At 72.5% G+C, this 19,892-nt stretch carries 15 protein-coding genes; 3 read left to right on the forward strand and 12 right to left on the reverse strand.

Going from position 1 to position 19,892, the window contains the following annotated elements; all coding sequences use genetic code 11:
* Positions 1 to 39: 39 nt before the first annotated feature.
* The 4 genes from ACGFQ9_RS28535 to proS all read right to left on the reverse strand — a co-directional run bounded on the left by ACGFQ9_RS28535 (position 40) and on the right by proS (position 3,115).
* Positions 40 to 279, reverse strand: a complete 240-nt coding sequence (locus ACGFQ9_RS28535; RefSeq protein WP_007266827.1) for an RNA-binding protein — start codon at positions 277 to 279, stop codon at positions 40 to 42.
* Between the two features lie 2 nt (positions 280 to 281).
* Positions 282 to 716 (reverse strand): 30S ribosomal protein S16, encoded by a 435-nt coding sequence (gene rpsP, locus ACGFQ9_RS28540; protein WP_393577706.1) that lies wholly within the window; start codon positions 714 to 716, stop codon positions 282 to 284.
* Positions 717 to 873: 157 nt separating this feature from the next.
* On the reverse strand, positions 874 to 1,473 hold the full coding sequence (locus tag ACGFQ9_RS28545) for a hypothetical protein (protein WP_365111952.1): 600 nt from the start codon (positions 1,471 to 1,473) through the stop codon (positions 874 to 876).
* A 229-nt stretch (positions 1,474 to 1,702) separates the two neighbouring features.
* Positions 1,703 to 3,115: a proline--tRNA ligase gene (proS, locus tag ACGFQ9_RS28550; protein ID WP_393577708.1), complete on the reverse strand. Its 1,413-nt coding sequence runs from the start codon at positions 3,113 to 3,115 to the stop codon at positions 1,703 to 1,705.
* Between the two features lie 248 nt (positions 3,116 to 3,363).
* Between proS and ACGFQ9_RS28555 the strand changes: the two genes are divergently transcribed.
* A complete protein-coding gene (locus tag ACGFQ9_RS28555; protein WP_393577709.1) occupies positions 3,364 to 4,029 on the forward strand; it encodes a class I SAM-dependent methyltransferase in 666 nt (221 codons plus the stop codon).
* A 115-nt stretch (positions 4,030 to 4,144) separates the two neighbouring features.
* Here the strand turns inward: ACGFQ9_RS28555 and ftsH are convergent, their stop codons facing one another.
* The 6 genes from ftsH to ACGFQ9_RS28585 form a co-directional block, all read right to left on the reverse strand.
* Positions 4,145 to 6,073 (reverse strand): ATP-dependent zinc metalloprotease FtsH, encoded by a 1,929-nt coding sequence (gene ftsH / locus ACGFQ9_RS28560; protein ID WP_393577711.1) that lies wholly within the window; start codon positions 6,071 to 6,073, stop codon positions 4,145 to 4,147.
* A 231-nt stretch (positions 6,074 to 6,304) separates the two neighbouring features.
* Positions 6,305 to 7,870, reverse strand: coding sequence for a signal recognition particle protein (gene ffh / locus ACGFQ9_RS28565; protein ID WP_393577713.1), 1,566 nt, complete (start codon positions 7,868 to 7,870; stop codon positions 6,305 to 6,307).
* Positions 7,871 to 8,339: 469 nt separating this feature from the next.
* Positions 8,340 to 10,832, reverse strand: a complete 2,493-nt coding sequence (locus ACGFQ9_RS28570) for a [protein-PII] uridylyltransferase (protein WP_393577715.1) — start codon at positions 10,830 to 10,832, stop codon at positions 8,340 to 8,342.
* Positions 10,833 to 10,849: 17 nt separating this feature from the next.
* A complete protein-coding gene (locus ACGFQ9_RS28575) occupies positions 10,850 to 11,188 on the reverse strand; it encodes a P-II family nitrogen regulator (RefSeq protein WP_393577716.1) in 339 nt (112 codons plus the stop codon).
* The gene (locus ACGFQ9_RS28580; protein WP_393577718.1) at positions 11,185 to 12,531 is read right to left on the reverse strand and encodes an ammonium transporter; all 1,347 of its coding nucleotides are present in this window, start codon (positions 12,529 to 12,531) and stop codon (positions 11,185 to 11,187) included. The genes ACGFQ9_RS28575 and ACGFQ9_RS28580 overlap by 4 nt, the downstream gene beginning before the upstream one ends.
* A gap of 273 nt (positions 12,532 to 12,804) precedes the next feature.
* On the reverse strand, positions 12,805 to 14,319 hold the full coding sequence (locus ACGFQ9_RS28585) for a hypothetical protein (RefSeq protein ID WP_393577720.1): 1,515 nt from the start codon (positions 14,317 to 14,319) through the stop codon (positions 12,805 to 12,807).
* A 338-nt stretch (positions 14,320 to 14,657) separates the two neighbouring features.
* Here ACGFQ9_RS28585 and ACGFQ9_RS28590 point away from each other — a divergent pair, with 338 nt between their 5' ends.
* A complete protein-coding gene (locus ACGFQ9_RS28590) occupies positions 14,658 to 15,326 on the forward strand; it encodes a bifunctional DNA primase/polymerase (RefSeq protein ID WP_393577721.1) in 669 nt (222 codons plus the stop codon).
* Positions 15,327 to 15,953: 627 nt separating this feature from the next.
* On the opposite strand, the gene ftsY is transcribed toward ACGFQ9_RS28590, so the two are convergent.
* On the reverse strand, positions 15,954 to 17,186 hold the full coding sequence (ftsY, locus tag ACGFQ9_RS28595) for a signal recognition particle-docking protein FtsY (RefSeq protein ID WP_393577723.1): 1,233 nt from the start codon (positions 17,184 to 17,186) through the stop codon (positions 15,954 to 15,956).
* Positions 17,187 to 17,361: 175 nt separating this feature from the next.
* Between ftsY and ACGFQ9_RS28600 the strand changes: the two genes are divergently transcribed.
* The gene (locus ACGFQ9_RS28600) at positions 17,362 to 18,357 is read left to right on the forward strand and encodes an LLM class flavin-dependent oxidoreductase (protein WP_393577725.1); all 996 of its coding nucleotides are present in this window, start codon (positions 17,362 to 17,364) and stop codon (positions 18,355 to 18,357) included.
* A gap of 40 nt (positions 18,358 to 18,397) precedes the next feature.
* Here the strand turns inward: ACGFQ9_RS28600 and ACGFQ9_RS28605 are convergent, their stop codons facing one another.
* On the reverse strand, positions 18,398 to 19,822 hold the full coding sequence (locus tag ACGFQ9_RS28605) for a sugar porter family MFS transporter (protein WP_393577726.1): 1,425 nt from the start codon (positions 19,820 to 19,822) through the stop codon (positions 18,398 to 18,400).
* Positions 19,823 to 19,892: the final 70 nt, after the last annotated feature.

The raw sequence follows: 19,892 nt of genomic DNA on the forward strand, positions 1-19,892 counted from the left end.
GCGGATGCCCTCCCCGGCCCGTGCCGGTGGTTCAACTTCTCAGCGGACCTGGTCCACGTCGACGAGGTCGACGCGGATGCCCCGCCCGCCGATGGCCCCCACGACGGTGCGCAGGGCCCGCGCGGTGCGGCCGTTGCGGCCGATCACCTTGCCGAGGTCGTCGGGGTGCACCCGGACCTCGAGCACCTGCCCACGACGCAGGTTGCGCGAGGCGACCTGCACGTCGTCGGGGTTGTCGACAATGCCCTTTACGAGGTGCTCAAGAGCCTCCTCGAGCATGCTCAGGCCTCGGTCGACTCGGCGGCGGCCTCGGCCTCGTCCGCCTTCTTCTCAGCCTTCTTCTTCTGGGTGATGGCCTCGCCCTTGGCGTCGCCACCCTCCAGCGCCTTCGCGAACTCCTCGAAGGAACGACGCTTGTCTTCCTTCGTCGCCGGCTGCAGGAGCGGCGCCGGGGCCGGCAGGCCCTTGTGCTTCTGCCAGTCGCCGGTGAGCTTCAGGAGGGCGAGAACCGGCTCGGTCGGCTGGGCGCCGACGGACAGCCAGTACTGCGCGCGCTCCGAGTCGATCTCGATGCGCGAGGGGTTGTACGTCGGGTGGTACAGACCGATCTCCTCGATGGCCCGGCCGTCACGGCGGGTACGGGAGTCGGCGACGACGACGCGGTAGTGCGGCTGGCGAATCTTGCCGAGGCGCTTGAGCTTGATCTTGACTGCCACTGGAGTGGTGTCTCCTGGTCTTGACGTGGTTGGGCACATGAGATGCCACGTGGGGTTGCGGTACTCGGGTGCCCGATGGACGCGTCAGCCGGAGGAGAGAGGGGTCCTGTGCGGCTGTCGAGTACAGCTGCCCATTCTGCCACATGCCCCGGGCACGTCAGGACGCGGCTGCGGCGACCGCGACTTCCGGGATGCGGAAGGGTTTGCCGCAGCCACCGCACACGATGGGGGCCTGGGCCAGCACGGAGGGAACCACCCGGACGTTGCGTCCGCAGTCGCAGACCGCCTTGACCCGGACTCCGCCGCCGGAGGAGCCGTGCCGTGCGGCCGGTCCGCGGAAGCTGCGCTTGGTGTCGGCGGCGGTGGCCACGGTGTGCGCACGCAGGGCGCGCTGCAGCCGCTCCATGGTCGGGCGGTATCGCTTCTTGGCCTCCGGGTTGAGCGTGACCAGGGAGAAGCCGCTGCTCGCGTGCGGTTCCTCGGAGTGGTCGAGGCCCATCTCCTCGGCGATGGCCAGGAAACGGCGGTTGTGGTAGCGGCCGGCGCGCGAGGTGTCACGGACGCCGCGGGCCGCGGCGATGCCGTGGACTGCCTCGTGCAGCAGTCGCTCGAAGGAGAGCTCGGCGCCACAGGCGGACGAGGATTCTCCGATCAGGGACTCGGGCGCGGCGAGGTCGGGCAGCTCGGGGTGGTACCGCTGAATATCGGCCCACGCCAGCGCCAGCTCTGCGGCCAGAACAGGTGGTGTCGTGCTCACGTCGTGACAACGAGCCTGGGTGCCCCGGTGTTCCGATTCCGGGCCATTCCAAATTTTTTGCACGTACCAGTCAGTTCAGTCTCATGCGGCCCGAGGAGGGCGGGTGCGCAGAACTCCGGAGGAGTCGGTACGTACAGGGGTGCCCCGGACTACGTCCCGGGGCACCCCTCACGTCACACCCATCACATCATGCGTACCGCTTCACGCGAGCCGCATCGGTACTAACGGGTCAGTACGAGCGCGCCACGATGGCCAGCGTGCCCGGGGCGTCGTCCGCCTCCGGCACCGAGCCGTCCTCGGCGACCAGGCACCGCACGGTCACGGCCTGCTCGCCCAGCTTGGCCTCGCCCTCCGGGCCCAGGTCGGCCCACGGGATCCGCGCCCAGCCGCCGGCGACCGCGGCCTCGGCGGCCTCCTCGAGGGTGGCCACGTCGGTGGTGCGGGACTCCCGGCGCTCGCGGGACTCGCGCAGCAGCTGCGCCTGGTCCTCCTCCAGCACCTTGGGGAGCAGGTCCGCCAGGGCGTCGATCTGCACCGGCTCCTTGCCGCCCGGGATCCGGCGGGCCAGCATCGCGGTACCGGCCTCCAGGTCTCGGGGGCCGATCTCGACGCGCACCGGAACGCCCTTGAGCTCCCAGTCCACGGCCCGTCGGCCGAACGGGACGTCGACCCGGTCGTCGACCTGCACCCGCAGGCCGACGGCCTTCAGCCGGTCGCCCAGCTCGCGGACCTTGGCCACGGCCTCGTCGCCCTTGATCGCCATGACGACGACCTGGACGTGGGCCAGGCGCGGCGGGACCCGCAGGCCGTTGTCGTCGCCGTGGGACATGATCAGACCGCCGACCATGCGGGTGGAGACGCCCCAGGAGGTCTGCCAGACCAGCTCCTGCTTGCCCTCCTTGGACAGGTAGGAGGTGTGGAACGCCTTGGCGAAGTTCTGGCCCAGCTCGTGGCTGGTGCCCATCTGCAGGGCCTTGCCGTCGCCCATCATGCCCTCGAGGGTGAGGGTGTTGATGGCGCCGGCGAAGCGCTCCTTGGGGGTCTTGCGGCCGAGCACGACGTCGATGCCGAGCACGTTGGTCATGAAGTCGCCGTACACGTTCCGGTGGATGTGCGCGGCGTACTCGCGGGCGTCCTCGTACGTGGCGTGGGCGGTGTGGCCCTCCTGCCAGAGGAACTCACTCGTACGGAGGAAGATGCGGGGGCGCATCTCCCAGCGGACCACGTTGGCCCACTGGTTGATCAGCAGGGGCAGGTCGCGGTAGCTCTGCACCCACTTCGAGAAGTAGTCGTTGATGATCGTCTCGGAGGTGGGGCGGACGACGATCGGCTCTTCCAGCTCCTTGCCGCCGCCGTGGGTGACGACCGCGAGCTCGGGGGCGAAGCCCTCGACGTGCTCGGCTTCCTTCGTCAGGTACGCCTGCGGGATGAACATGGGGAAGTACGCGTTCTGGGCGCCCGATTCCTTGATGCGGGCGTCCATCTCCTGCTGCATCCGCTCCCACAGCCCGTAGCCGTACGGTCGGATGACCATCGTGCCGCGCACTGGGCCGTTGTCGGCCAGTTCGGCCTTGTTGATCAGATCCTGGTACCAGCGGGGGAAGTCCTCCGCCTGGGGGGTGAGAACGGGAGCCTTTGCCATGGCGCGAATGGTACGGCGCCGGGAGTGCGGAACGTGAATCGGGCCGTGATCCGGACGCGGTCCCGGCCTGATCCGGGCGCGGACCGGGCGCGATCCGGTCGCGATCCGGCGCGGCCCCCGCACGATCCGGCGCGGCACCCGCGCGATCCGGCGCAATCCGCCCTGACGTTCCTCTGGACGCGGCGGCGAAGTGGGAGTTCTCTGGCAACGGGGGCCAGGGGGCGAGAGGAATCAGGAGCGCTTCTTCGATGACACCTACGCCGACCGCGACGCTCGTCGCCCGGGACTGGGCGGAGATCCAGGAACGGATGCTGGTACCGCTGTACGAGGCGGTGTACGACCGGCTGGAGGTGGGGCCGGGCGACCGGGTGCTCGGCCTGGACTGCGGGGCCGGGCTGAGCCTGCTGCTGGCTGCGGGCCGGGGTGCCCGGGTGACCGGGGTGGAGCGGCGGCCCGCGCTGCGCGCCCTGGCCCGGGAGCGGGTGCTGGAGGTGCTGTCCGCGGCACCGGAGCCCGCCGCCCGGCCGTACGACGTGCTGACCGCCTTCTCCCCGGAGCCACGGCTCCTGTCGGCCGCCCTGGCGGGGGTCCGGCGGGGCGGTGCGGTGGTGCTGGCGGACTGGGGTCCGGCGGAGCGCTGTACTGTCCCGGGCGCCCCTGCCCCGGCCGACCTGGACGGGCTGGCGGCCGGGGCGGGCCTGCGGCCGGACGGCTCGGGCCGGGTGTTCTGCCCGTTCGGGTACGCGGATCTGGAGAGCGCGGTCCGGGGGCTGCTGTCGACCGGCCTGTACGAGCTGTCCGACCCCGCGCAGGCGGAGAAGGAACTGGCCGAGGAACTGCACCCGTTCGAGCGGGCGGACGGCTCGGTCTGGCTGCCGAACATCTTCCGGTACGTGATCGCCCGGACGGAGTAACGGGGCCCGCCGGATCCGCGGACCGGCGGACCGGCGGGCTGCGCGGCGGCAGACGGACTGCGCGGCGGACGGACGGAGGGCGGACCGGAGGGCGGACCGGCTGGCGGACCGGCCTTCAGAGGGTGGGCTTGACGACCCTCGGGATGCCGGCCGTCGCGTACGCCTCGTCCTCCTCCAGGGTCTCGCTGACGAGCAGGGCCTCCGCGAGCGCGTCGAGCTTGTCCCGGTGCTCGCGCAGCAGCCGGCAGGCGATCTCGTAGCACTCGTCGACGATGCGCCGCATCTCGGCGTCGACCGCGTCCAGGGTGGCGGGCGCGGCGGTGAGCCCGTACGGGGACTGCGCGTCGGACGGGATCGCGGTCAGCCGGCCCACGCGCGCGCTCATGCCCCAGCGGCCGACCATGCCGCGGGCCAGGTTGGTGACCTGCTCCAGGTCGTTCTCCGCGCCGGTGGTGATGATCCCGTAGACCACGTGTTCGGCCGCCATGCCGCCGAGCGCGCCGATGATCCGGCCGCGCAGGTAGGGCTCGGTGTAGGCGTAGCGGTCCGAGTCCGGGGTGGAGAGGGTGACGCCGAGGGCCCGGCCCCGCGGCACGATTGTGATCTTGCGGACGGGGTCGGCGCCCGGCTGGAGCATGCCCAGCAGGGCGTGGCCGCTCTCGTGGTAGGCGGTGCGGCGGCGCTCGTCCTCCGGCATCACCAGCGGCCGTTTCGCGCCGAGCTGGACCTTCTCCAGGGCGTCGGACAGATCGGTGCGGGTGACGGCGTCCTGGTTCCGCCGGACCGCGAGCAGGGCCGCCTCGTTGGCCAGGTTGGCGAGTTCGGCGCCGGTCATGCCGGGGGTCGTACGGGCGACCTGGGCCAGGTCCACACCCGGGTCCAGCGGGATCTCGCGGGTGTGGATGCGGAGGATGGCCTCGCGGCCGGCGCGGTCGGGCGGGGAGACGGTGACCATCCGGTCGAACCGGCCGGGCCGGGTGAGCGCGGGGTCGAGCACGTCCTTCCGGTTGGTCGCGGCGATCACCACCACGCCCTCGGAGCCGGAGAAGCCGTCCATCTCGGTGAGGATCTGGTTGAGGGTCTGCTCGCGCTCGTCGTGGCCGCCGATCCCGCCGCCCGCGCCCCGGGCCCGCCCGATGGTGTCGATCTCGTCGATGAAGATGATCGCGGGCGCGACCTTGCGGGCCTCGGCGAAGAGCTCCCGGACCCGGGAGGCGCCGACGCCGACGATCATCTCGATGAACTCGGACGCGGAGGCGGAGAAGAACGGCACGCCCGCCTCCCCCGCCACCGCGCGGGCCAGCAGGGTCTTGCCGGTGCCGGGTGGTCCGGCCAGCAGGACGCCGCCGGGCATCCTGGCCCCCATCCGCCGGTACGCCTGGGGGTTCTTGAGGAAGTCGACGACCTCGCTGAGCTCGCTCTCGACCTCGTCGATGCCGGCCACGTCGTCGAAGGTGGTGCGCGGGCCGCCCTCGAGCGCGACCGGCTTGGGCGGCGCTTTCCGCCCGATGCCGCCGAGGCCCGCACCCATGGCCCCGCGCATCCGGCGGGCGACCAGCAGCCACAGGCCGACCAGCAGCAGCATGGGGGCGAGGGAGAGCAGCAGGTTGGCGAGGAAACTGCGCTGTTCGACCACGGGCTGGGCGGTGACGGTGACGCCCTTGGCGGTGAGGTCGGCCCACAGGTCGTCGTCGGCGAACGCGGGCCGCTGGGTCACGAACTTGGTGTAGTCGCCCTTGCCGCCGGGGAGCTGCTGCTCGTTCTTCAGCTCGCCCTGGATGGCGTCGCCCTTGGAGTAGATCTTGGAGACGTTGCCGGCCTCGACCTGCTTGGTGAACTCGGTGTACGAGATCGTCGGTTCGTCGACCTCGTTGAAGAACGAGAGCGCCAGGTTGGTGATCAGGTAGACGATCAGGGCGGCCAGGATCAGCCCGCGCCAGCCGCCGGGCATCTTCTTCCTCGGCGGCGGGGCCGGCGGGGCGCCCTCCGACCGCCAGGGCGTGTCCGCCCGGTCGCGCGGGGGTACGGGGGTCGGGCTCGGCACCGGCGCCTCCTTCGTCCGTCCTCCGGCCGACATTAAGCGACAATCCGGACACCCGCCCGCCCGCGTGCGCGCCCGCCGGGTGGCACGGGGTGGCCCGGGAGCGGGCCCGGAGGCGGCGCCGTGCATACGACGAGGGCCGTGCCCTCCCCCTGCACGGAGGAGGGCACGGCCCTCAAGGCGTCTTGCCCACACCGGGCCCGCAGCGGGCCCACGGCAGGCCCCGCGCCGGGCCTACTTCATGAACTTCTTGAACTCGTCGGGGAGTTCGAAGTCCTGGCCGGGCTGGCCGGCGGGCAGGCCGAACGGGTTGCCCGCACCCGGCTCGAGGTCGGCCGGCCCCTGCTCGCGGCGGGCCGCGGCGGCGGCCTCCTCGGCCTTCCGCTTCATCGGGTTGCCGCTCTTGCGCTTGCCCTTGGCCTGCTTGACCTGCTTCTTCTGCCGGCCGGGGCCACCGCCCATGCCCGGGATGCCGGGCATGCCGGGCATCCCGCCGCCCTGCGCCATGCGGGACATCATCTTGCGGGCCTCGAAGAACCGCTCGACGAGGTTCTTGACGGCGCTGACCTCGACACCGGAACCCTTGGCGATACGGGCGCGGCGGGAGCCGTTGATGATCGTCGGGTCCTGGCGCTCGGCCGGGGTCATCGACTTGATGATCGCGGCCGTGCGGTCGACGTCGCGCTCGTCGATGTTGTTGATCTGCTCCTTGATCTGGCCCATGCCCGGGAGCATGCCGAGCAGCTTGGAGATGGAGCCCATCTTCCGGACCTGCTCCATCTGGGCCAGGAAGTCGTCGAGCGTGAACTCCTTGGGGCCCTTGGCGAGCTTGGCCGCCATCTTCTCGGCCTCGGCCTGCGAGAAGGTCTTCTCGGCCTGCTCGATCAGGGTGAGCATGTCACCCATGTCGAGGATCCGGCCCGCCATGCGGTCCGGGTGGAAGGCGTCGAAGTCGTCGAGCTTCTCGCCGTTCGAGGCGAACATGATCTGCTTGCCGGTGACGTGCGCGATGGAGAGCGCGGCACCACCGCGGGCGTCGCCGTCGAGCTTGGAGAGCACGACGCCGTCGAAGCCGACGCCGTCGCGGAACGCCTCGGCGGTGTTGACCGCGTCCTGACCGATCATGGCGTCGACGACGAAGAGGATCTCGTCAGGGCTGACGGCGTCGCGGATGTCCGCGGCCTGCTGCATCAGCTCCTGGTCGATACCGAGGCGGCCGGCGGTGTCGACGATGACGATGTCGTGCTGCTTGGTCCGGGCGTACTCGATGGAGTCCTTGGCGACCTGGACCGGGTCACCGACGCCGTTGCCCGGCTGCGGGCCGTAGAAACCGACGCCTGCGCGCTCGGCGACGATGCTCAGCTGGTTGACGGCGTTGGGGCGCTGGAGGTCGCAGGCGACGAGCAGCGGGGTGTGGCCCTGGCCCTTGAGCCAGTTGCCCAGCTTGCCGGCGAGGGTGGTCTTACCGGCACCCTGCAGACCGGCCAGCATGATCACGGTGGGCGCGGTCTTGGCGAACCGCAGCCGGCGGGTCTCGCCGCCGAGGATGGAGACGAGCTCCTCGTTGACGATCTTCAGGACCTGCTGGGCCGGGTTGAGCGCCCTGGAGACCTCGGCACCCCGGGCGCGCTCCTTGACGTTCGCGATGAAGGAGCGGACGACCGGGAGGGCGACGTCGGCCTCGAGGAGTGCGATACGGATTTCCCGGGCCGCGGCGTCGATGTCCTGCTCGGAAAGGCGGCCCTTGCCCCGGAGGGACTTGAAGGTCGCGCTGAGGCGGTCGGAAAGCGTATCGAACACGGTGGTCGCGATTCCTCGGGTCGGGGGCGGTGTGGTCGCCCTCCAGGGTATCCGCCCGCGCCGCCTGCCCGGCCCTGCGGGGCTTTTCCGGTTCCCGGGCCCTGCCCCCGGGTGCCCCCGGCCCCCGACCCGCCCGGCGCGTACGGGCCCGCACCCGGGGCCGCACCGCGTGCAGGTGCGGGTGCGGGTGCGTCGCGCCGCACGGGCCGCGCCGGGCACGGTTCCGCTGCGCGGAGCAATTCCCCACCCCGCCCTCCCCCAGACTCCGTCCGGGGGACCCCCATCCCGAAACCGGGGCCGGCGGCCCCGGACCCCGCCCCCTGGTCCGGGGCGGCCCTGTCGTACCGGGACTGCGGGCCGGTCGTGGCCGCTCGCGCAGTTCCCCGGGCCCCTGACCGGACACGGCCCGGCAGAGCCGGTCAGGGGCGCGGGGTGGGGCGAAATCCCCGCCCGCCCCCGGGCCCTCGGGTCAGGAGAGGGCGGACTGGAGGGTGGCCGCCAGGGTCATGGCCTCGGCCGGGGCCAGGGGCTTGCCCTCCGCCGTGGTCACGTACAGCGCGTCCACGGCGTTGGCGCCCAGGGTGGAGACGTGGGCGCTGCGGACGCGGACGCCGGAGTTCTCCAGGGCCCGGCCGATGCGGTGCAGCAGGCCGACCGCGTCGGGGGCGCGGACCTCCAGGACGGTGGCCACCGAGGTGACGTCCGGGATCACGGTGACCCGGGGCGGCGGTGGGACCACCCCGCGCCGGCGCGGGTACGCCGCCTCGCGGTCGGCCAGCCTGGACGGGACGTCGAGCGAGCCGTCCAGGGCGCGGACCAGGTCCGCCCGCAGCCGTGCGGCCTCCGGCAGCGAGCCGTACTCCGCGGCCACCCGCCAGCGCAGCACCAGTGCCTCTCCCAGCCGCTCGGGCAGTTCCAGCAGCCGCAGGTCGGCCGTGCGGACGGTCAGCCGGTGCAGGGCCAGCACCCCGGCCACGGCCGGCAGGATGCCGTCCTGGTCGGGGACGGCGACCACCAGTTCCACGCCGACGGCCGCGTCCTCCTCCTGCCGGGTGAGCAGCGTCAGCACCGGTTCCCCGGTGCGCAGCGCCTCCACCGCCAGCCGTTCCTGCTCGGTGCCCGGCGCGGCGGCGGCCGGGCTCCCCGGCACGGCGGCGGGCCCGCCGTCGAGCACCGCCGCCACCCGCCGCACCAGGTCCGCGACCAGGGCGGCGCGCCAGGCCGACCACGCCGCGGGTCCGGTGGCCAGCGCGTCGGCCTCGGTCAGGGCGTGCAGCAGCTCCAGGGTGCCGGCCGTGCCGACGGCCTCGGCGACCGAGCGGACCGTGGCCGGATCGTCCAGGTCGCGCCGGGTCGCGGTGTCGATCAGCAGCAGGTGGTGCCGGACCAGGGTGGCCAGGACCTCCGCGTCGGCCCGGTCGAAGCCGATCCGTACCGCCATGTCGCGGGCGATGGTCTCGCCCACCTCCGAGTGGTCCCCCGGCCAGCCCTTCCCGATGTCGTGCAGCAGCGCGGCCGTCAGCAGCAGGTCCGGCCGGCCGACCCGGCGGGTCATGACCGAGGCGCGGACGGCCGTCTCGACCAGGTGCCGGTCCACCGTCCAGGTGTGCACGGGGTTGCGCTGCGGCCGGCAGCGGACCCGCTCCCAGTCCGGCAGGAGGCGGCTGATCAGCCCCTCCGCCTCCAGCGCCTCCCAGACGGCGACCGTGGGCTCCCCCGCACCCAGCAGGGTGACCAGCTGTTCCCGGGCCTCGGCCGGCCAGGGCACCGGCAGCGGCCGTGCCTGCCCGGCGAGCCGTCGTACGGCGTGCGGTGAGACCGGCAGTCCGGCCTGCGCGGCGGCCGCGCCCAGCCGGAGCGGCAGCACCGGGTCCCGTTCGGGCCGGGCGGCCAGGGCGAGCACCGCCTCGCCGTCCTGCTCGACCACGCCCTCGGCGAGCGGGGCGCGCTCCGCGGGGCCGCTGTTCCTTGAGCCGAGCAGTCCGCGGAGCCGGGGGCGGGCCGCCCGGGCCCGGAGCACCCGGCCGACCTCACGCCAGGTGACGTCCCCGGCGTACGCGACCACCCGCGCGGCCTCGTACACCTCGCGGAGCAGCGCGTCGGCACCGGGCAGGCCCAGCCGGGCCGCGACCTGGTCCTGCTCCTGGAGGCTGAGCCGGTCCGAGGCGCGGCCGGTGACCAGGTGCAGGGCGTCGCGGGTGTCGAGCAGCCGGCGCCTGGCTTCGGCGAGGCCCTCGCGCGGGGCGTCCGCCAGCCAGGAAGCGGCGACGGCGCGGAGGGCTGTGATGTCCCGCAGCCCTCCCCTGGCCTCCTTGAGATCGGGTTCCAGCAGGAAGCGGAGCTCCCCGGAGTGCCCGGCCCGCTCCCGGCACAGCGCGTGCAGCTCGGGGAGCCGCCTGACCGCGTGGTTGCGCCAGTCCGCCAGGACGGCGGTGCGGGTGCCGGCGACCAGGCCGAGGTCGCCCGCGACCGGCCTGGCGTCCAGCAGGCCGAGCTGGACCTTGAGGTCTTCCGCGGCGGCCTTGCGGACCTCGGCGGGGGTCCGTACGGAGTGGTCCAGGGCCAGCCCGAGGTCCCAGACGGGGTACCAGATCCGGTCGGCGAGCCGGGCCAGTGCCCCCGCCGAGGCCTTGCCGTCGTGGAGCAGCAGCAGGTCGAGATCGCTGCGCGGGGAGAGTTCGGCGCGTCCGTAACCGCCGACGGCGACCAGGGCCGCGCCCGCCACGCCGCTCTCCCGGGCGGCCGTGGTGAACAGTGCGGCCAGCCAGCCGTCGGTCAGCGCGGCCAGCGCGGAACGCCGGGAGGGCCCGGACCGCGGCTCCTCGGAGAGGAGTCGCAGCCGGGCCGCGGCGTAGCCGCCGGGGCCAGAGCCGCCCTGGCCTGACGGGTCCGCCGGATCGGCCGGACCGGGGAGGTCCGACCGGTCCGACGGGTCCTTCGTGGTGTCCTCGGCGCTCGTCACCCCACAGCTCCCGGTGTCTAGAGGGCGTCCGCGCCGCGTTCGCCGGTGCGGACCCGCACGACGCTGTCCACGGGCACGCTCCACACCTTGCCGTCGCCGATCTTGCCGGTGCGGGCTGCCGTGATCACCACGTCCATCACGTCCGGGGCCGCGTCGTCGTCGACCAGCACCTCGATGCGGATCTTGGGGACCAGGTCGATCCGGTACTCGGCACCGCGGTAGACCTCGGTGTGGCCGCGCTGCCGGCCGTAGCCGCTGGCCTCGGAGACCGTGAGGCCCTCGACCCCGAAGCGCTGCAGGGCGTCCTTGATCTCGTCGAGCTTGTGGGGCTTGACGATCGCGGTGATGAGCTTCATGCGTCGACCTTCTTCGAGTCCGTGACGGCGGTGGCGGTGACGGCGGTGGACCGTGCGGGGGTGCCGCCGCCGGCGCCGCTGAAGTCGTATGCGGTCTCGGCGTGTTCGACCTGGTCGATGCCGGAGACCTCGTCGTCCTCGCTGACCCGCATGCCCATCGTCTTGTGCAGGACGAAGGCGAGCAGCGCGGATGCGACGAGAGAGTACGCGAGGACGGAGAAGACTCCGACGGCCTGCTTGCCGAGCTGTTCGAGACCGCCGCCGTAGAAGAGGCCGGCCGCGTCGGACTGGACCCCGCCGGTGGCGAAGAAGCCGACGAGGAGCGAACCGACGATGCCGCCGACGAGGTGGACTCCGACCACGTCGAGGGAGTCGTCGTAGCCGAACTTGTACTTGAGGCCGACGGCCATGGCGCAGAGCAGACCGGCGATGGCGCCGATGGCGATCGCGCCGAGCGGGGAGCAGGAACCGCCCGAGGGGGTGATGGCGACCAGGCCGGCGACGGCGCCGGAGGCTGCTCCGAGGGTGGTGCAGGCGCCGTGCCGGATCTTCTCCCAGGCCAGCCAGGACAGCATGGCCGCGGCGGTGGCGACCTGCGTGTTGAGGAACATCACGGCGCCGATGCCGTCGTCGTTGCCGAGCCAGGAGCCGGCGTTGAAGCCGAACCAGCCGAACCACAGCAGGCCGGCACCGAGCATCACCAGCGGGAGGCTGTGCGGGCGCATCGGGTCCTTCTTGAAGCCGACGCGCTTGCCGATGACGAGGATCACGCCGAGGGCCGCGGCACCGGCGTTGATGTGGACGGCGGTGCCGCCCGCGAAGTCGATGACGCCCATCTCGAACAGCCAGCCGCCGGAGCCCCACACCCAGTGCGCGACGGGGAAGTAGACGGCGGTGACCCAGAGCGCGATGAACAGGGCCCAGGCGGAGAACTTCACGCGGTCCGCGAGCGCACCGCTGATCAGGGCCGGGGTGATGATCGCGAACATGAGCTGGAAGACGGCGAAGACGTAGACCGGGATGGTGTAGCCGTCCCAGAGCTGGGTGAGGCCGATGCCGCTGAGGCCGACGTAGTCGGCGGACCAGCCGACGATCGAACCCTTGTCGGTGCCGAAGGCGAGGCTGAAGCCGTACAGCACCCAGAGGATCGTGACGATCCCGAGGCTGATGAAGCTCATCATCAGCATGTTGAGGCTGCTCTTGACGCGGACCATGCCTCCGTAGAAGAAGGCGAGTCCGGGGGTCATCAGCATGACCAGGGCGGAGCAGATGAGCATGAACCCGGTGTTCGCGGCAGACAGCGTCGGGGCGTCTGCGGCAAGGGTCGTGACGGCTGGGGCCATCGGCGTCTCCTCGTCGTCGGTACGTTCGCGTGCGGGCGATCGTGTGGAAACCTGAGCGGCGGCGTGCTCCCGGCGGGGATGGCCGGTTATGGGCCATGAGATTCGCGCAGGCCGGTTTCCGGCGGCGCCGCTTCCGTGTTTCGCGACGGTGACGAAGAGGTCGGGGCTGTTACGGCGGGGTGAACACAGCAGCCGGCCGCGGCGGTACCCGGGTGATCTGGCAAAGGGGGGAGCCCGATCCGCTGTACGGGGTACCGGCCGCGGCCGGGGTCTTCAGACGGCCTCCGCGGATTCGGGGAGGCGGGCGGCGAGGTGGTCGGTGAGCCGGACCACCTCGGCGATGTCGCCGTACTCACGGGCGGCGGTGTCGACGGTTTTCCGGAGCCGGGTGTTCACCCGTTCGGACCGTACCTTTTTCGCCACGTCGAGGGCCTGGTCGACGAGGACGGTGGCCTGTTCCGGCTCGCGCTGCAGCAGGTGGACGGTGGCCATGCCGATGAGGTTGAGGGCGTAGGAGCGCTGGTGTTCCTCGTCCTTGGCGAAGAGCTCGACGGCGCGTTCCATGACGGGTTCGGCCAGTGAGGCGTAGGTGGGGCTGCGGCCGGCCACGTAGGCCAGGTCGCGGTAGGAGTGGGCGTTCTCCCCGTTGAGCTCGGCCTCGGAGAAGAAGCGGATCCAGTCGGGCTCGGGCTCGCCGCCGAAGCCGACGTCGCCGAAGGTGTCCTCGGCCATACGGACGGCCCGCTTGCAGCGGCTGGGCTGGCCCATGTTGGCGTAGGCGCGGGCCTCCATCGCATACAGCATGGCCTGGGTGCGGGGGCCGGCGCAGTCGCGGCTGCCGTACTGGGCGAGGTGGATGAGCTCCAGGGCGTCCTCGGGGCGGCCGAGGTGGATCATCTGGCGGCTCATGCCCGAGAGGATGTACGAGCCGAGCGGCTTGTCGCCGGCTTCCTTCGCGGCGTGCAGGGCGAGCACGAAGTACTTCTGCGCGGTCGGGTGGAGGCCGATGTCGTAGCTCATCCAGCCGGCGAGTTCGGCGAGTTCGGCGGCGACCTTGAAGAGTCTCTTCATGACCGGCCCGGGGTGGTTCTCCTGGAGCAGGTCGGTGACCTCGTGGAGCTGGCCGACGACCGCCTTGCGGCGCAGTCCGCCCCCGCACTGGGCGTCCCACTGGCGGAACATCGCGGTGGTCGCTTCGAGGAGGTCGAGTTCCGGTTCGGAGAGCCGGGGGGCGCGCGGCCCGGGGAAGCCCGCCGGCCCTCCCCCCGGCTGCGCCGGGAGGACCCCCACCTCGCGCGGTCCGGGGTCGGCGGCCGGGACCGGGACGAGCCAGCGCTGCATGGGCTCGATGAGGGCGGGGCCGGCGGAGAGTGCGAGCGAGGTCCCGAGGAAGCCGCGGCGGGCGAGCATCAGGTCGCTGCGGGAGAACTCGCCGAGCAGTTCGACGGTCTGCGGGCCGGCCCAGGGCAGGTCGACGCCGGAGACGGACGGGGTCTGGTGGGCCGTGCGCAGTCCGAGCTGCTCGATGGCGACCACGGTGCCGAACCGTTCGGAGAACAGCTCGGAGAGGATGCGCGGGACCGGTTCGCGGGGTTGTTCGCCGTCGAGCCAGCGGCGGACCCGGGAGGTGTCCGTGCTGATGTGGTGGGCGCCCATCTGCCGGGCGCGGCGGTTGACCTGGCGGGCGAGTTCGCCCTTGGACCATCCGCTGCGGACGAACCACGAGGTCAGTTGTTCGTTCCGGGCAGCAGACTCCGCGTTCGTTCCGCTTGCGCCGTTGCCGCCCACTGGAACGCCCCCATCCGCTCTGCTTCTCCCTACGAAACCCTGGCCCTGCGCGACAGGCCCTCCACGGGCCTTCACGATTCCTTCACGGTTTGCCTGCGGCATAACCACGCTTGGGGTCACCGCCGGGGTTCGTGCACCGAAAGTAATCCTACGATCACCCCTTCGGCGAGGCTCTTTGCGGAATCGCCACCATTCGCCACCCCTTCGAATGAACTCGCCACCCGCCGGGCGCGATTCACTGGACACAGACCGGACCCGGTGGCAAGGAGTGGCAGACCGGGGCGGGCGGCGAAGCGCGTAACCACTGGCTCACCGGACCCGTTGGAGGGGGCATGGGCATGGGCTTCACGATCGGCGGCAGCCGGGGGACCAAGGAGTTCCGGACCGGCGCCCGGCGCCGCGGCCGGGTCCCGGAGTGCACGGTGGTGGCGGAGTACACGGGACTGTGGGGCTGGGACGCGGTTCCCGGCGCCCGCGCCGCCGGACCCGCCCGGGACTGTTCGTGCGGGGACGCCGGGTGCCCGGCGCCGGGGGCGCATCCGCTGCCGTGCGCGCCGCTGGTTCCCGCGGGCGCGACGCTGGACGAGGCGACCGAGGCGTGGGCGGACTACCCCGGCGCGTCCGTGCTGCTGCCGGTCGGCCGGACCTTCGACCTGATCGACGTCGCCGAGGAAGCCGGCCGGCGGGCCCTGGTCCGGCTGGAGCGGATGGGTCTCCCGCTGGGGCCGGTGACGGTCACCCCGGACGGCCGGGCCCAGTTCTTCGTGGCCCCGGGCGCGGCGGCGGGGCTGCCGCAGCTGCTGTACCGGATGGGCTGGGACGACGCCGGGCTCGACCTGCGTGCGCTCGGGGCCGGCAGCCACCTGACGGCGCCGCCGTCGGACCACGCCGGCCTCGGCCCGGTCGGCTGGCTCCGCCCGCCCACCCTCGACACGGCGGGGCGGCCCCCGCAGGCCAGGCTGCTGCTGGGCACGCTGGCGTACATCTGCCACCGCTTCCAGCGATAACGCCGCCCGGCGGGGCGGGTCCGCCATTGCGGGCCTACGACCGCGAAGCCCGGCCGTATGGGCGCCGGCCGTTCCCTCGGCCGCGTGGGCAGGCGTGCCGCGCCGCACCGCCGTGTGGGCGGGCTGCCGTTCACGCGGCCCTGCTGGGCGGGCGTGCCCGACGCCCCCGCCGTGTGGGCAGGCGTGCCGCAGGGCGGCACGGGTGGGCACACGGCACGACGGCCCGCGCCGGCCGCGCAGCGTGTCCCCGCACCCCGACCCCGCAGACGGGGTCGGACCCCGTCCGGGCGGAGCTCCGCTCCCGGCGGTGCCGGGTCCGGCAGAGCCCCGCCCGGGCCCGGGGGCAGCGGCTGCGGCCAGGGCCGGCCATGGCTTCGGTGGGGCGGGAGCGAGCCTGCGGAGCGGCGTTCCGGTGTGCCCACCCGTTCCGCCCTGCGGAACGCCTGCCCACACCTCCGGCGGAGCCGCCCCCACACCTCGGCGGAGCCGCGCCCCAGCCAGGGCGGGGCAAAGCCCTGCGGAACGCCTGCCCACACCTTTCGCGGAGCCGCGCCCGCACCTCGGGGGAGGCGAAAAGGTGAAGCCCCCGGCCGGGTGGCACGGGGGCTTCGGGGCGGGCGGCAGCCGTCAGGCGGGGTCGCCGATGAGCGCGTCGACGAACGCGCCGGGCTCGAAGGGGGCCAGGTCGTCCGGGCCCTCGCCCAGCCCGACCAGCTTGACCGGGACGCCCAGCTCACGCTGGACCGCGACCACGATGCCGCCCTTGGCCGTGCCGTCGAGCTTGGTCAGCACGATGCCGGTGATGTCCACGACCTCGGCGAAGACGCGGGCCTGCATCAGCCCGTTCTGGCCGGTGGTGGCGTCCAGCACGAGCAGCACCTCGTCCAGCGGACCGTGCTTCTCCACGACGCGCTTGACCTTGCCGAGCTCGTCCATCAGGCCGGTCTTGGTGTGCAGCCGGCCGGCGGTGTCGATCAGCACGACGTCCGCGCCCTCGGCGATGCCCTCCTTGACCGCGTCGAAGGCGATCGACGCCGGGTCGCCGCCCTCGGGACCGCGCACCGTGCGCGCACCGACCCGCTCGCCCCAGGTCTGCAGCTGGTCGGCGGCGGCGGCACGGAAGGTGTCCGCGGCGCCCAGCACCACGCTGCGGCCGTCGGCGACCAGCACCCGGGCCAGCTTGCCGGTGGTGGTGGTCTTGCCGGTGCCGTTGACCCCGACGACCATGACGACGCCGGGCGTGTCGACGCCGCTCTCCGTCTTCACCACGCGGTCCATGTCCGGACCGATCAGGGTGATCAGCTCCTCGCGCAGCAGGCCGCGCAGCTCCTCCGGGGTGCGGGTGCCGAGCACCTTGACCCGCTCGCGGAGCCGGTCGACGAGCTCCTGCGTCGGCTTCACGCCGACGTCGGCGACGAGCAGGGTCTCCTCGATCTCCTCCCAGGTGTCCTCGTCCAGGTGTTCCCGGGAGAGCAGGGTGAGCAGGCCCTTGCCGAGGGAGTTCTGGGACCGGGCGAGCCGGGCGCGCAGCCGGACCAGCCGGCCGGCGGTGGGCTCGGGCACCTCGATCTCGGGAGCGGCGGGCACCTCGGGCGCCTCGGGCTCCACGACCTCCGGAGCGGGGGCCGCCGCCTCCGCCTCCGGGAGCCCGACCTCCTCGATCGTGCGGCGCGGTTCTTCCGCCGTTTCGACGGAGTCTTCCCCGACCTGCGGTTCGGCGGGCGGGGCACTGATGGTCGGCGTGCTCGGCGGGGCCGCGGGCGGCAGCTGCTTCTTCTTGCGGCTGCTGACCACGAGCCCGCTGACGACAGCACCGACCGCGACCAGGGCGATGACTACAGCAAGGATGAGGATGTCCATAACGCGTCCAGTATCGGTCACGGCTTCCCCGGGGCCCGGCAGCCGGAGCCCCGGGCCGGGACTTTCGTCCCCGTCCGGGCATGCGGACCTGCCGCGACGCCGGACACCTGTGCAACTGACGCTTCGTCAGCTAACGTCCCCCTTCGCCACCCACACCCTGCGGAGGGGGACCCCCATGCCCATCACCGTGGCCCGCTTCAACCTGATCGACCCCGACGGCACCCCCGAGACCCTGGCCGCCCGCTACCAGACGGCGGTGGAGATGGCCCGGTACGCCGACGAGCACGGGATCGACACGATCCAGACCGAGGAGCACCACGGCACCGACAACAACTGGCTGCCCTCCCCCTTCACCTTCGCGGGCGCGGTCCTGGGCGCCACCCGCCGGATCGCGGTGACCGTGTCGGCGATCATCGGCCCGCTGCACGATCCGCTGAAGGTGGCCGAGGACATCGCCGTACTGGACCTGATCGGCGGCGGGCGGCTGGTGACGGTGGCGGGCATCGGCTACCGGCCGGAGGAGTACGAGCAGCACGGCGTGGAGTGGGGCCGGCGCGGCCGGCTCCAGGACGAACTGCTGGAGACCCTGCTGCAGGCGTGGACGGGCGAGCCGTTCGTCTTCCGGGGCCGGACGGTGAAGGTCACTCCCCGGCCGTTCACCCGGCCGCACCCGCTGCTGCTGGTCGGGGGCAGCTCGCGGGCCGCGGCCCGGCGGGCGGCCCGGCTGGGGCTGCCGTTCTTCCCCAGCGCGCACCTGCCGGAGCTGGAGGCGTACTACCAGGAGCGGCTGGCGGAGTACGGAACGGAGGGCTTCTGCATGATGCCGGCCGCCGAGACCCCGCTGCTGCACATCGCGGAGGACCCGGACCGGGCCTGGTCGGAGTACGGCCGGCACTTCCTGCACGAGGCGGGGATGTACGCGTCCTGGCAGTCCAAGGACATCCGCTCGGCGGTGCGGTCCGCGGCGACCACGGTGGAGGAGCTGCGGGCGGAGGGGGTCTACCGGATCCTCACGCCGCCGGAGGCGGTGGCGTACGCGCGGGGCGCGGGCGAGGCGGGAAACCTGGTGCTGCACCCGCTGTGCGGGGGCATGCCGCTGGACGAGGGATGGCGCAGCCTGCGCCTGCTGTGCGAAGAGGTGCTGCCCCGGCTCGGGAACCACGGGGGCTGAGCCGGGGCAGCGGGAGGAGCGGGGTGGTGGCGGGGAGTGGTTACCCCATCTCCTCCAACGCCTTGCCCTTGGTCTCCGGCACCCATTTGATGACGAAGGGGATCGAGAGCAAGGCGAAGACCGTGTAGATCACGTACGCGCCGGACAGGTTCCAGTCGGACAGCGTCGGGAACGTGACGGTGATCAGCCAGTTGGCGACCCACTGGGCCGCGGCGGCCACACCGAGGGCCGCGGCCCGGATGCGATTGGGGAACATCTCACCGAGCAGCACCCAGACGACCACGCCCCAGGAGAGGGCGAAGAAGAGCACGAAGGTGTGGGCGGCGATCAGCGCGACGGTGCCCTGCAGCTCGGGCATGGAGATCTCGCCGCCGATCTCCTCCTTGTACGAGAAGGCCCACGCGCAGAGCCCGAGGGAGACGGCCATGCCGGCCGAGCCGATGAGGGCGAGCGGCTTGCGGCCGAGCCGGTCCACGAAGATCATCGCGATCACCGTGCCGATGATGTTGATGATCGACGTGGTGAAGGAGTAGAAGAACGAGCTGGTCGGGTCGATGCCGACGGACTGCCACAGCGAGGAGCTGTAGTAGAAGATCACGTTGATGCCGACGAGCTGCTGGAAGACCGAGAGGCCGATGCCCACCCAGACGATCGGCAGCAGGCCGAAGCGGTCGCCGCGCAGGTCCTTGAAGGTGGACTTGTGCTCGGAGCGCATGGCGAGGTCGATCTCGTGGGCCCGCGCGTCCACGTCGATGCCGGAGCCCTCGACGTCCTTGAGGACCTTCTTGGCCTCCTCGGTACGGCCGACCGAGATCAGGTAGCGGGGGGACTCGGGGATGACGAAGGAGAACAGGCCGTAGAGGACGGCGGGGATCGCCATCACGCCCAGCATCCACTGCCAGGCCTCCAGGCCTGCGATCTCCCCGCGCTGGTCACCGCCGGCGAGGTTGAGGATGCCCCAGTTCACCAGCTGGGAGAGGGCGATGCCGATGACGATGGCCGCCTGCTGGAAGGAGGCGAGCCGGCCCCGGTAGGCGGGCGGGGAGACCTCGGCGATGTAGGCGGGGCCGATGACGGAGGCCATGCCGATGGCGAAGCCGCCGACGACCCGCCACATGGCGAGCTCCCAGAGGGCGAAGGGGAGCGCGGAGCCGATCGCGCTGACGGTGAAGAGCACCGAGGCGATCTGCATGCAGCGGATGCGGCCGATCCGGTCGGCGATGCGGCCGGCGGTGGCGGCGCCGATGGCGCAGCCGATCAGGGCGGCGGCGATCACCTGGGCGAGCGCCTCGGAGCCGATGTCGAAGCGGTCCCGGATCGCCTCGACGGCGCCGTTGATCACGGCGCTGTCGTAGCCGAAGAGAAAACCGCCCATGGCGGCGGCCGCGGCGATGAAGATGACGTGCCCGAGGTGGTCGGGATGCGGTGCGCGTCCGCCGGTCGGCGGCTTCTCTGTGCTGGTCAAGGTGTGCTCCGTGGGGGTTTTGTCCGTTCTCCTAGTGGCGCACAGTTCAAGATCCGGCACCACCTGAAGG

The sequence above is a fragment of the Streptomyces sp. NPDC048603 genome (assembly GCF_043199475.1).
In the GTDB taxonomy this organism is placed as follows: Bacteria; Actinomycetota; Actinomycetes; order Streptomycetales; family Streptomycetaceae; genus Streptomyces.

Excerpts from the sequence above, each read along its gene's own strand:
- ACGFQ9_RS28535 (WP_007266827.1), bottom strand. The coding sequence starts at position 279 with ATGCTCGAGGAGGCTCTTGAGCACCTCGTAAAGGGCATTGTCGACAAC.
- proS (WP_393577708.1), bottom strand. The coding sequence starts at position 3,115 with ATGGCAAAGGCTCCCGTTCTCACCCCCCAGGCGGAGGACTTCCCCCGC.
- ACGFQ9_RS28555 (WP_393577709.1), top strand. The coding sequence starts at position 3,364 with ATGACACCTACGCCGACCGCGACGCTCGTCGCCCGGGACTGGGCGGAG.
- ACGFQ9_RS28575 (WP_393577716.1), bottom strand. The coding sequence starts at position 11,188 with ATGAAGCTCATCACCGCGATCGTCAAGCCCCACAAGCTCGACGAGATC.
- ACGFQ9_RS28580 (WP_393577718.1), bottom strand. The coding sequence starts at position 12,531 with ATGGCCCCAGCCGTCACGACCCTTGCCGCAGACGCCCCGACGCTGTCT.
- ACGFQ9_RS28590 (WP_393577721.1), top strand. The coding sequence starts at position 14,658 with ATGGGCTTCACGATCGGCGGCAGCCGGGGGACCAAGGAGTTCCGGACC.
- ftsY (WP_393577723.1), bottom strand. The coding sequence starts at position 17,186 with ATGGACATCCTCATCCTTGCTGTAGTCATCGCCCTGGTCGCGGTCGGT.
- ACGFQ9_RS28600 (WP_393577725.1), top strand. The coding sequence starts at position 17,362 with ATGCCCATCACCGTGGCCCGCTTCAACCTGATCGACCCCGACGGCACC.